The organism is Photobacterium carnosum (assembly GCF_002849605.1).
Taxonomy (GTDB): Bacteria; Pseudomonadota; Gammaproteobacteria; order Enterobacterales; family Vibrionaceae; genus Photobacterium; species Photobacterium carnosum.
The window spans coordinates 35,837-47,096 of record NZ_NPIB01000033.1 but is presented as its reverse complement, the minus strand read 5'-3'; the positions used below and the strand labels follow the sequence as shown (position 1 = coordinate 47,096).

The window sequence follows — 11,260 nt, the reverse complement described above, 5'->3', positions numbered from 1 at the left end:
CATCGCCACTTTACGCAATCTGTGCGTCTAACGATATTGCAGCGAACATGATGAAAGGCGAAAGTGGTTTATCGCTAACTAACGAAGTGAACCGCGAAGCGATCATCTTCCGTCAGAACATGCGTCAGCTATTTAACGAATACACTAGCGAAAAAGACTGGTTCTTCAAACCTTGGAATGCTGAAACTGTTACAGAAATGAACGGTGACAAGGTTAATTTCGAAGACGCTTCTGTTGAGTCACTAATGACTATCCAACAGAACTGGAAACTGACTCCTGGTGACAAGTGGCACGGCTTTGACGAAATCGACAATGACTGGTGTATGCTTGATCCAATCAAAGTTAGCTTGCTAACTCCGGGTCTTGATGACAACGGTAACTTCCTAGAAACAGGTGTTCCAGCAGCACTTGTAACTGCTTACCTAGGTCGTTTTGGTATCGTACCAACACGTACAACTGACTTCCAAGTAATGTTCCTATTCTCAATGGGTATTACTAAAGGTAAGCGTGACACATTGATCAACACATTGTTGTCGTTCAAACGTCACTATGATGCTAACGCAGACATCGAAACACTATTACCTGAACTAGTCGCTTCTGCTCCAGAAGTTTACCGTGGTCTTGGTCTGAAAGATCTTGGCGAGCGTATGTACAAGTACCTAGTACGTCACAACCCAAGCCAAGTATTGAACCACGCTTACTCAAGCCTTCCAGTAATGGAAGTGAAACCACGTACTGCTTACCAGTTCGTCGTATCAGATGACGTAGAGCTAGTGGCTTCGGATAAACTTGTTGGCCGCGTTGCAGCGAACTCTGTTATCCCTTACCCACCAGGCATCCCAATGCTAATGGGTGGCGAAAACTTTGGTGATGATACAAGTCCTCAAATCCAGTACTTGAAAGCACTAGAAGCATGGGATGCTGAATTCCCTGGTTTCGAACACGAAACTGAAGGCGCAGAAATCGAAGACGGTAAATACCACGTTCTTTGTATCAAGAAAGAAGCACTATAATCGTTTAACACGATAGTGTGACTGCCTTTCAATCCCTCGCAGGTAACTGTGGGGGATTTTTTTATGTCGGTAATGTGCAGGATATGCAGGATATGCAGGATATGCAGGATATGCAGGATATGCAGGATATGCAGGATATGCAGGATATGCAGGATATGCAGGATATGCAGGATATGCAGGATATGCAGGATATGCAGGATATGCAGGATATGCAGGATATGCAGGATATGCAGGATATTCTTAGAAAACGTGTCCGTAATAGCAATGTATAGATATAAAAAATGCCGGCCTTAGCCAGCATTTTTATTATTTATCAGCGAGGATAAATTAGATAGCTACAACGTTCGCAGCTTGCAGACCTTTTTGGCCTTGCTCTACTTCAAAAGACACTTTTTGGCCTTCAGCAAGCGTTTTGAAGCCTTCTGAAGCGATAGCACGGAAGTGAACGAATACGTCAGCACCGCCGTTGTCTTGAGTAATAAAACCAAAACCTTTCTCTTCGTTAAACCACTTAACGATACCTGTTGTATTAGACATAATGTGTCCCTTAACTTAAATGTAATTATATTATTGCGTAGCGTAATAATCTGAAATGATAATATTTATATAAGTAATAATCTTCGCGTAATCACTATAACAATACCGTGTTGTCATAGAAGGCATTCAATACTTACATAATCATTAAATAATGTCATTTGGCGAGATAAGACATTTAATTAAAATCATTTCTTAATTAAATCCCCTGAGGTATTAATAAGAAATGTAGAAATTACCAATTACTTTATTGCTGCTGTTCGTTATGTTGCCTGCGGCTGTTTTTTCACAGTAACTAAATGATATATCTAGATTATCAACATTACCGTTAATAAGAATATGGCGTTTTAACACATCACTGTTTAACTGGTGAATATTGGCAGTCCAAGCACGTTGATCTTTTACTAAATTAAAATTTACTATCATTGTTTAACCTCTTGGTTTTCATTTGAATTTACAGGGTTTTCTGGGCGAGTTTGTTGGAACCAAAACCGCTTACGGCCTAATGAACGAGACATAAGTATCCTCAATTGTTTATGCGTAACAAAATATTAAGATGATAAAATTCATCTAAATCTTTTCTACGGATTAAGTATTAAAATGCTATTTATAATAATGTAACGAAGAAAATAAGGAACGTAACGACAGATGCAGATGCAGATGCAGATGTTGGAAGTGTTTTATATTTCGATGATATTGTATAAATAATTTTTTAGTTAAAAGTGACGTAAATGGTACAAAGACCATTTACGTCGACTTAGAATATTATAAAGCTACAACGTTTGCAGCTTGAAGACCTTTTTGGCCTTGCTCTACTTCAAAAGACACTTTTTGGCCTTCAGCAAGAGTTTTGAAACCTTCAGAAGCGATTGCACGGAAATGAACGAATACGTCAGCACCGCCATTGTCTTGAGTAATGAAACCGAAACCTTTCTCTTCGTTGAACCACTTAACGATACCAGTAGTAGACATAATGTGTCCCTTAATATTGGATTAAAATTCATAATATTTACCGTGATTATATCACGATGCACTGAAAGCTTGAATTATTGAATGTGACTATGAAGCTAAGGGAAACACTAAGGAATGCAACAATAACGAAGATATTCTGAGGGTTTTTCTTTTACTTGATGTTTTCATTAATAACTCTGAACAACAGAGCGACATCATTATTATGTGGTTCGCACTTATTGTAAAGACTTATTTTCACAAAAAACATCAAAAAAAACATAAGTAGATGATATTACTTGGAAACATTTTATACTTAACCAAGTAATACCGATAAAAAAACATCATTTTGGATAAAATTTGAATCTTTTAAGCATTTAAATCATAAAAATTATCGCTTAAATATTAAGCATTCTGACCAGCAACATAACCAGAACTCCATGCCCACTGGAAGTTATAACCGCCAAGCCAACCGCTAACATCCATCACTTCACCAGCAAAAAACAGACCTTTAATTTTTTTAGATTCCATGGTTTTTGATGACAATTCATCAGTATCAACCCCACCCAACGTCACTTCAGCAGTGCGGTAGCCTTCAGTGCCATTTGGCGCAATGTTCCATTGATGAAAATAGGTTGCTAGCTGTTCAAATTCTTTGTGATTAAGTTGCTTTAATGGCTTATCCGTAATATCACCACGGGTAATCAGCACCTCAATTAAACGCTTAGGTAACAAACGAGATAAGGTGATTTTTAGACTCTGATTAGGATGCTGTTCGCGTAATTCAATTAACGTTTCAGCTAAATTAAGCATCGGTAATAAATCAATGCTCACTTTCTGACCAGGCTGCCAGTAAGATGAAATTTGCAAAACCACAGGGCCCGATAAGCCACGGTGGGTAAATAATAAATTTTCTTTGAAACTGGTACCGTCAGCGGTTGTGATCACCGCAGGTACAGCAATACCCGATAATTCTTCAAAACTATTTTTATCTTGTTGATGCAGTGTAAATGGCACTAAACCTGCGGTAGTTGGCACCATTTTCAAACCAAACTGTTGTGCTAATTGATAACCAAACGGGGTTGCGCCCAATTTCGGCATCGATAAGCCGCCAGTTGCTACCACCAGCGATTCACAACTGATGATTTCACCATTAACACTCAGACTAAAACCTGTCTCTAATTGCATGATTGAGGAGATATCGGTCTGATAACGTAAACTGATATTTGGCAAGTCACATTCAGCAACTAACATTTTGACAATATCTTTCGCTGAATCAATACAAAATAGCTGGCCGTGATCACGCTCTTCATAGTCAATTTCATGCTGACACACTAAGCCGATAAAATCCCATTGGCTGTATTGCGATAATGCTGATTTAACAAAATGGGGATTACGACAAACATAATTATTGGCGGCAACATCATTATTAGTGAAGTTACAACGACCGCCACCTGAAATTAAAATTTTACGGCCAGGTTTCTTACCATGATCAAGCACTAACACTGAGCGTCCACGCTTACCTGCAGTGGCAGCGCACATTAAGCCTGCAGCACCTGCACCAATAATTACTACATCATATTTGTTTGCCATCGATTTCAATCAGCCTTAAATGTCACTAAATAAACGCAAAAAGGATGCTAACGATTAGCATCCTTTTTCTATTGTTGGCTCTATTTTACCTGCCTCTTAGCCCAATACCAACCGCTATCCAATCACAGCGATTTATTCGATTAAAATCAAGCTTGTTGACGACTATCAATAGCAGTTAATGCGGTAATTGCAGCTGTTGGCATATCTAATGTCGTGGTTGGGAACGCAAAATCAGCACCATGAGCATGTACAATCGCGACAATTTGCAGCATCACATCTTGCTGCACCGCTTTGTATTTGACCCAATCAACCGTTTTGGTAAAAGTGTAAACCAAAATATTCAGCGACGAGGGTCCATAAGTGTCAAAACTGACAATCAAGGTTTGACGCGTTTCAATATCAGCATGATTTTGGAGCATTTTTTTAATATCATCAACTACCAGCCCCACCACAGCCGCATCACAATAACGTAAACCGACACTTTGTTTAATACGTCGATTCTGCATCCGTGAAGCATTCTCAACCACCACGCAACTAAAGACGGAGTTCGGTACATACAATGGTCGCTTATCAAAGGTACGAATCACTGTCATACGAAACCCAATCCGCTCAATAGTACCTTCTATTTGTCGATCTGGACTGCGGATCCAGTCACCCACTTTAAAAGGTCGATCAAAATAAAGCATCATCCCACCAAAGAAGTTAGCCAATAAATCCTTAGCTGCCATACCGACCACTAAGCCACCGACACCACCAAAGGTGAGTAACCCCGACAAACTTAAGCCGAAATTTTGCATCACAACTAAACTGCTCAACACTATTACCAGTAAGCGTAATATTTTTGAAATAGCAGTTACCGTAGTTGCATCGCGATGGGGACGATTATCTAAGATGGTTTGTTCAATATTGGTGATCAACCGCATCACAATCCAAATAAAGACCCCAACCAATAATAGATGGCGTAATGACGCTAAAAAACCACTGGAATAGGTCGTAACATTATCGACCATGATCCCTAATGCCATCAGCCCAGGCCACACCCAAATACATAATGAAACCGGTGTTCGAACAGCATCAATTAAGGCATCATCCCAAATTAAATGGGTTTTACTTGCCATGGTAGCTAAGCGGCGTGAGAGTAATAACCACCCACACCATAATAATGTACTTAACAGTAGTAACAGGCCGATGTTATACATCCAATTAACAGATGCTCCTTTTTCAAGGGATGACCACCAGATGACAAATTGATCCATAACGACTTAGTTTCCGATGCTAAATGGGTAAAAATGAGAGGTAATTGATAAGCTGTGATTATATCAATACCAATGATATAACACTGAATGAGGATACAGCAAAGAAAGTGCCACCAGAAAAGTGACACCTAAATACATAAAACGAAGATTAGAGTCCGAGGAACGCGACAGCAAAAATAGCCACAAAGAAAGTGATCATAAAAGTAGTGGCCAATACAAATAATTTACGGACTTTCATGCATTTAGCCATAAATAACGGATCGTGATGTTTTTTATACTGTTGGCTACGAATGTAATGAAATAAGCGAATCTGTTTACTAACATTACCTTGAGACGAAAAGAAACCACGCCCATCTACCTGTTGATATAACAATGGGTCGCAATCTCTCATTACCACGAGTAAAGAGCGTAGTGTACTGATATATCTACAAGTATTAACCGTTGCTACCATAAAAATTGCAACCAAAAGTGCATCACCACTGATCATAGTTATCCCCTCTTATATATCATTTGCTTATAGGGATAAAAGGGGCGATATTTTATTATCGTCCCCAGAATCATTTAAGCTTGTGAGTCCATTACCGATGTTGGTGCAGATTCACCTTTAGCCATCGCTGCTAAGTCTTTATCAATAAAAAATAGTGCTTTACCATCTTCACCGACTAATTCAATTTTATCCAAAATACCTTTGAATAATTTTTCTTCTTCGTGTTGCTCTGATACATACCACTGTAAGAAATTAAAGGTTGAATAATCTTGAGTAGAAAATGCAACATGAGCTAATTCATTAATTTTTTTAGTGATTAGTTGTTCATGCTCATACGTTTCACGAAACACCGTACCAAGAGAAGCAAACTGATGTTTTGGTGCTTCAATAGTACCTAAAATAGGTAATGCACCCGTTTCACTTACATAAGTAAACAAGCGTTGCATATGTTGCATTTCTTCAGCAGCATGCACACGTAAGAACGCCGCAGCACCTTCAAAACCTTTATCTTCACACCATGCGCTCATTTGCAGATATAAATTTGAAGAAAAGAATTCTAAATTAATTTGCTCGTTAAGATTTTCAACCATTGCCTTGGCTAACATAGCACTACTCCTGTCTGTTTAAGTGTAATCAATACATTGTCACTATGCATTGTTAAGAATGCAACAAAGGGACAAAACGTCCTCAAAAAGAAAACGTCTATTAGTATAAGCTACTAAAATAACAATAAAAGTGACTCAGTGATTACGAAAAATAATTAACCATTTCGTAACCTATAGATGCGATCTAATCGATATTTTTAAGTGTATACCAGTGCTAACATAGATCATTATTATATAGTCATGGAATGTAAGTGATGGTTTATAAACATATTCTCGCTGCTATCGACCTTTCTGAAGACAGCGCCTATCTCGTCAATAAAGCCGCTAAATTAGCACAATCGTTGGATGCAAAATTATCACTGGTCCATATCGATGTTGACTATGCTGATCTCTACACTGGTTTAATTGATATTAACTTAGCAGAAATGCACGAACGTGCTGAAAGCGATGCTCAAAACAGATTACATGAGCTTGCCAATAATGCGGGTTACCCTGTTGCTCACACCCTAGTGGGTAGTGGTGATCTAAGTGAAGAAATTTGTGGCGCTATCAAAGATCTTAATGTTGATTTAGTTATCTGTGGTCATCATCAAGATTTCTGGAGTAAGATTTTATCATCAACGCGTCAACTTATTAGCCGTACTCCTGTTGATCTACTTATCGTACCGCTCAAGTAACACCAATGAACAATAGTCACCGTTATTATAACGGTGACTAATCTGTTGTTATGATTTCAGCATTATAATTATCATATTCCTCACGCCACAATTTAGTTACACTGCCGTCACCTTTTACAACATACCATGTTGCGACGATGAGATACTTATCTGTAATTACCCTTTTATGGGCATTTTCTTTTAGCTTAATTGGCGTTTATCTTGCGGGCCAAGTTGATGCTTGGTTTTCAGTATTAACCCGTGTCTGCTTAGCCGCAGTAGTTTTCTTACCGTTTTTACGTACCAAATATCTACACCCAAAGCTTGCTCTCAAATTAATGGTTGTCGGCGCGTTTCAGTTAGGGTTGATGTATTGTTTTTATTATCAATCGTTCTTGTATCTAACCGTACCAGAAGTGTTGCTGTTCACTATTTTCACTCCGATTTATGTCACCCTTATTTATGACGCATTACATAAACAATTCTCGCCATGGTATTTACTGAGTGCAGTGATCGCAGTGATTGGGGCGGCGGTAATTAAATTTGAGGGAATTAACCAACACTTCATTATTGGATTTTTCATTGTTCAAGGCGCTAACCTATGCTTTGCGATTGGTCAGGTTGGCTATAAACGCATTATTGAACAAGAACAAACGAATATTCCACAGCATACGGTCTTTGGCTGGTTTTATTTAGGGGCAGTTTGCGTGGCAGTGCCGATGTATTTATTATTTGGTAATAGTGCCAAATTACCCACAACATCATTACAGTGGGGAATTTTAACCTACCTCGGTGTGATTGCTTCTGGATTAGGATATTTCATTTGGAACAAAGGCGCGACAATGGTCAATGCTGGCGCGTTAGCAATAATGAATAACGCCTTAGTCCCCGCAGGGCTAATCGTTAATATTGTCATCTGGAACCACGATGTGGATTACTCACGATTAATTATTGGTGGCGGGATTATTTTATTATCATTATGGTTTAACGAAACATGGGTTAAACAAAAGGTTGCGACCCAAAGAGAATTATCCATCAAAAAATAGGCACAAAAAAGGCGCGACTATCGCGCCTTTCTCATGCGGTTCATTCGTTAAATAAACGCAAACGCATCAGCAAACATATGATCGCGTAATGCACCTTTTTCAGTACAGAAACGTTCACGTGCCGCACCCGCCATTTCAAAACGACCACACACATAAATGTCATAGGCAGATAAGCTTACAAAATCATCAGCAACCGCATCAAGCACATTACCAACTTTACCCTGCCAACCTTCAGTTGCGGTTTCTACCACGGGCACATAGCTAATATTGGGGTATTGCTGGGCTAATGCCTGCATTTCGGCGTTAGCATATAATTGGCACACATCACGCCCTCCCCAATAAACAAAGATCGGCTGAGTTAAACCACGACTAATACAATTATCAACCATACTGCGAATATAAGAAAAACCCGTCCCCCCCGCAATCATCAATAATGGACGCTGACTTTCATGGCGTAACCAAGCTTCACCATGCGCAGCTTCAACCGTCACTGTTTGGTGAGTAGCTAACGCGTTCTTCATTGTATCAACCACTTCTAGCGCATACGCATTATGCTCAGCAGCACCAATATGAAGTTCAAGCTCATCTTGACGACAAGGGCTGCTAGCAATCGAGAACGGACGTTTATCTTGCTCTCCCATTACCGCTAATAAGTATTGCCCTGCTTTGAAATCGAGGGCTTGTAATGGCGTTAATAAAATACGGTATGTATTACATGCCAACGGTTCAACTGACTTTACTTCACATTGGATAGACATGGTTTTCCTCTAGTCTAACGATAATACCAAGTCGCTTTCCACCCTCGCAAGACAAGCAAAAATCCAGCCTTGTGCCTGCTCTTGTGGCGTCAACATCGGCTCAAGCTCATAGCTTATTTGACCGTATTGTTTACGACACATACACATCGCACAAGCACCCACTTGGCAGCGATTAGGAAAAGCGATACCTGCGTTGAGCGCTGCTTGTAATACAGTTTGCTGCGGGCTAGCAGTAAACGTAATGTTATTTGGCAACAGGCGTACTTGGTACATAAAAAACTCTCAGTTCAATGACGAATATTGTCACTGAAATATAAAAACATCAGGCGATTAATTAGTGCTTATGATAGCGATCCAATTTAGTTTTTAATCGCTAATTGGGCCCACATTGCATCAACCTGCGCCACTATCTGTGGATCTTTAACGATTGGAGTTCCCCATTCACGGTGGGTTTCTACGCCAATTTTATTAGTCGCATCAAAGCCAATTTTCGAACAACAAGTCGGTGTGGCTGCAATTAATACCGTATCACGACTAGGATCCATCCGTGTCGTCACCGCCCAAATAACATCATTCCAATCGCGTACATTAACGTCACCATCACACACAATCACAAACTTAGCATCGGTAAATTGATTTAAAAATTCCCATACACCAGTCATCACTTGCTCGGCTTCACCCGCAATGGTTTTATTCATACTTATGATTGCCATGCTGTAATTAGCGGCTTCAAGCGGTAGATAGCAATCAATAATGGCAGGGAATTGTAACTTCAACGCAAGTAATCCAGCCTCAATATCAAACGCAGTCTTAACAGACGTAGCCTCTGTTTGCATTATTGCCAATTCTGCAGGCCATTTAATGGTGGCATCAATCCCCATTTTTGAACCTAAACCCACTACGGGCGAGGCGAAATCCAGCGAATCAATCGGAGTATTATCAATAAATAGGCTATCTCGCACCGGATCCATTCGCATCGTCATCGCATGAATCACGCTCTGCCAATCACGGGCATTAACGTCATCATCACACACGATAACAAACTTGGTATACATGAACTGACGTAAGAACGACCATACCCCCATCATCACCCGCTTAGCATGGCCGGGATATTGCTTCTTCATTGTTACCACTGCCATGCGATAAGAACACCCTTCTGGCGGCAGATAAAAATCGACAATTTCAGGAAACTGCTTATGTAAAATCGGCACAAAGACTTCGTTTAATGCCACCCCAAGCACTGCGGGTTCATCCGGTGGACGCCCGGTATAGGTACTGTGATAAATCGGATCGTTACGCATCGTAATATGAGTAATGGTAAACACATGATGGCGTTCAACCTCATTGTAATAGCCGGTATGATCACCATAAGGGCCTTCATCAGCATATTCTTCAGGGTCGATATAGCCTTCCATCACAATTTCAGCACTGGCTGGTACTTGTAAGTCGTTACTGATGCTTTTAACCACCTCAGTACGACTACCACGCAATAAACCAGCAAATGCATATTCAGACAGTGAGTCAGGTACAGGGGTTACTGCACCAAGCACGGTTGCAGGATCAGCCCCAAAAGCAACCGTGACAGGAAATTTTTCACCCGGATGGGCTTCACACCATTCACGCATATCTAACGCGCCACCACGATGCGCCAACCAACGCATGATGACTTTATTTTTAGCAATTTTTTGCTGACGATAAATACCAAGATTTTGGCGCTTTTTATTGGGGCCACGGGTAATAGTTAACCCCCATGTTAACAACGGTGCGACATCGCCAGCCCAACAACTCATCACTGGGATTTTATCTAAATCAATCTCATCACCTTGCCAGATGATTTGTTGGCAAGGCGCTTTACGCAATACTTTAGTGGGCATATTAAGCACTTGCTTAAATATCGGAATTTTATTGATCGCATCCCGCAAGCCATGCGGTGGCTCGGGCTCTTTTAAATACGCTAACCATTCTCCGACTTCGCGTAACTGCTTAACATTGTCGCGCCCCATTCCCATTGCAACTCGCTCTGGCGTACCAAACAAGTTTGCCAGTACAGGCATGTCATAACCTACAGGATTTTCAAATAACAATGCCGGACCACCAGCACGCAAAGTACGATCGCAAATCTCCGTCATTTCCTGATTAGGATTAACCGGCTGTTGAATACGTTGTAATTGCCCTTGCTGCTCTAAATAGGCAATAAAGTCACGTAGATCTTTGTATTTCATAGCGACTACCTGTAGCTAAACAAAGTCAAACCAGCATTGCTGACATTAACTTAATGAGAATGATTTTTGCTAGTATAACCAGTTGTGAGATGGAAAACACCCGTCGCCCACAAAAAGAAAATACCCTTTTATATTCTGTGGG

Annotated in this window: 14 protein-coding genes; 4 read left to right on the top strand and 10 right to left on the bottom strand. The window is 40.3% G+C overall.

Features of this window, described 5'->3' with window-relative positions:
- On the top strand, positions 1-1,013 hold a 1,013-nt coding region (locus CIK00_RS19300; RefSeq protein ID WP_459178071.1), incomplete at its 5' end, for an Orn/Lys/Arg family decarboxylase.
- Between the two features lie 83 nt (positions 1,014-1,096).
- Positions 1,097-1,285 (top strand): hypothetical protein, encoded by a 189-nt coding sequence (locus tag CIK00_RS19295; RefSeq protein WP_144043185.1) that lies wholly within the window; start codon positions 1,097-1,099, stop codon positions 1,283-1,285.
- Between the two features lie 55 nt (positions 1,286-1,340).
- Here the strand turns inward: CIK00_RS19295 and cspE (CIK00_RS19290) are convergent, their stop codons facing one another.
- The 7 genes from cspE (CIK00_RS19290) to ftnA all read right to left on the bottom strand — a co-directional run bounded on the left by cspE (CIK00_RS19290) (position 1,341) and on the right by ftnA (position 6,436).
- Positions 1,341-1,550 carry a transcription antiterminator/RNA stability regulator CspE gene (gene cspE / locus CIK00_RS19290; protein ID WP_011218617.1) on the bottom strand — a complete coding sequence of 70 codons (210 nt, stop codon included), beginning with the start codon at positions 1,548-1,550 and terminating at the stop codon, positions 1,341-1,343.
- 213 nt (positions 1,551-1,763) lie between these two features.
- Positions 1,764-1,973 carry a hypothetical protein gene (locus tag CIK00_RS19285; RefSeq protein WP_045032057.1) on the bottom strand — a complete coding sequence of 70 codons (210 nt, stop codon included), beginning with the start codon at positions 1,971-1,973 and terminating at the stop codon, positions 1,764-1,766.
- Positions 1,974-2,312: 339 nt separating this feature from the next.
- The gene (gene cspE, locus CIK00_RS19280; protein ID WP_036789206.1) at positions 2,313-2,519 is read right to left on the bottom strand and encodes a transcription antiterminator/RNA stability regulator CspE; all 207 of its coding nucleotides are present in this window, start codon (positions 2,517-2,519) and stop codon (positions 2,313-2,315) included.
- 381 nt (positions 2,520-2,900) lie between these two features.
- Positions 2,901-4,088 carry a BaiN/RdsA family NAD(P)/FAD-dependent oxidoreductase gene (locus CIK00_RS19275; protein WP_101770219.1) on the bottom strand — a complete coding sequence of 396 codons (1,188 nt, stop codon included), beginning with the start codon at positions 4,086-4,088 and terminating at the stop codon, positions 2,901-2,903.
- Between the two features lie 146 nt (positions 4,089-4,234).
- Positions 4,235-5,344, bottom strand: coding sequence for a mechanosensitive ion channel family protein (locus CIK00_RS19270; protein WP_101770218.1), 1,110 nt, complete (start codon positions 5,342-5,344; stop codon positions 4,235-4,237).
- A 148-nt stretch (positions 5,345-5,492) separates the two neighbouring features.
- Positions 5,493-5,831, bottom strand: coding sequence for a universal stress protein UspB (gene uspB / locus CIK00_RS19265; protein WP_193435492.1), 339 nt, complete (start codon positions 5,829-5,831; stop codon positions 5,493-5,495).
- A 74-nt stretch (positions 5,832-5,905) separates the two neighbouring features.
- A complete protein-coding gene (ftnA, locus tag CIK00_RS19260; protein WP_101770217.1) occupies positions 5,906-6,436 on the bottom strand; it encodes a non-heme ferritin in 531 nt (176 codons plus the stop codon).
- 254 nt (positions 6,437-6,690) lie between these two features.
- Between ftnA and CIK00_RS19255 the strand changes: the two genes are divergently transcribed.
- Positions 6,691-7,113, top strand: a complete 423-nt coding sequence (locus tag CIK00_RS19255; protein WP_101770216.1) for a universal stress protein — start codon at positions 6,691-6,693, stop codon at positions 7,111-7,113.
- A gap of 137 nt (positions 7,114-7,250) precedes the next feature.
- On the top strand, positions 7,251-8,138 hold the full coding sequence (locus tag CIK00_RS19250) for a carboxylate/amino acid/amine transporter (RefSeq protein WP_101770215.1): 888 nt from the start codon (positions 7,251-7,253) through the stop codon (positions 8,136-8,138).
- A gap of 47 nt (positions 8,139-8,185) precedes the next feature.
- Here CIK00_RS19250 and fre read toward each other — a convergent pair whose 3' ends face one another.
- From fre to ubiD, 3 genes are all read right to left on the bottom strand, one after another.
- Positions 8,186-8,896: an NAD(P)H-flavin reductase gene (gene fre / locus CIK00_RS19245; RefSeq protein ID WP_101770214.1), complete on the bottom strand. Its 711-nt coding sequence runs from the start codon at positions 8,894-8,896 to the stop codon at positions 8,186-8,188.
- A 9-nt stretch (positions 8,897-8,905) separates the two neighbouring features.
- On the bottom strand, positions 8,906-9,169 hold the full coding sequence (locus CIK00_RS19240; protein WP_101770213.1) for a 2Fe-2S iron-sulfur cluster-binding protein: 264 nt from the start codon (positions 9,167-9,169) through the stop codon (positions 8,906-8,908).
- Between the two features lie 86 nt (positions 9,170-9,255).
- Positions 9,256-11,118, bottom strand: coding sequence for a 4-hydroxy-3-polyprenylbenzoate decarboxylase (gene ubiD, locus CIK00_RS19235; protein ID WP_101770212.1), 1,863 nt, complete (start codon positions 11,116-11,118; stop codon positions 9,256-9,258).
- Positions 11,119-11,260: the final 142 nt, after the last annotated feature.

Bases quoted from the DNA above. Each gene is read 5' to 3' on its own strand.
- CIK00_RS19295 (WP_144043185.1), top strand. From the start codon at position 1,097: ATGCAGGATATGCAGGATATGCAGGATATGCAGGATATGCAGGATATG.
- cspE (WP_011218617.1), bottom strand. From the start codon at position 1,550: ATGTCTAATACAACAGGTATCGTTAAGTGGTTTAACGAAGAGAAAGGT.
- CIK00_RS19285 (WP_045032057.1), bottom strand. From the start codon at position 1,973: ATGATAGTAAATTTTAATTTAGTAAAAGATCAACGTGCTTGGACTGCC.
- cspE (WP_036789206.1), bottom strand. From the start codon at position 2,519: ATGTCTACTACTGGTATCGTTAAGTGGTTCAACGAAGAGAAAGGTTTC.
- CIK00_RS19275 (WP_101770219.1), bottom strand. From the start codon at position 4,088: ATGGCAAACAAATATGATGTAGTAATTATTGGTGCAGGTGCTGCAGGC.
- CIK00_RS19270 (WP_101770218.1), bottom strand. From the start codon at position 5,344: ATGGATCAATTTGTCATCTGGTGGTCATCCCTTGAAAAAGGAGCATCT.
- uspB (WP_193435492.1), bottom strand. From the start codon at position 5,831: ATGATCAGTGGTGATGCACTTTTGGTTGCAATTTTTATGGTAGCAACG.
- ftnA (WP_101770217.1), bottom strand. From the start codon at position 6,436: ATGTTAGCCAAGGCAATGGTTGAAAATCTTAACGAGCAAATTAATTTA.
- CIK00_RS19255 (WP_101770216.1), top strand. From the start codon at position 6,691: ATGGTTTATAAACATATTCTCGCTGCTATCGACCTTTCTGAAGACAGC.
- CIK00_RS19250 (WP_101770215.1), top strand. From the start codon at position 7,251: ATGAGATACTTATCTGTAATTACCCTTTTATGGGCATTTTCTTTTAGC.
- fre (WP_101770214.1), bottom strand. From the start codon at position 8,896: ATGTCTATCCAATGTGAAGTAAAGTCAGTTGAACCGTTGGCATGTAAT.
- CIK00_RS19240 (WP_101770213.1), bottom strand. From the start codon at position 9,169: ATGTACCAAGTACGCCTGTTGCCAAATAACATTACGTTTACTGCTAGC.
- ubiD (WP_101770212.1), bottom strand. From the start codon at position 11,118: ATGAAATACAAAGATCTACGTGACTTTATTGCCTATTTAGAGCAGCAA.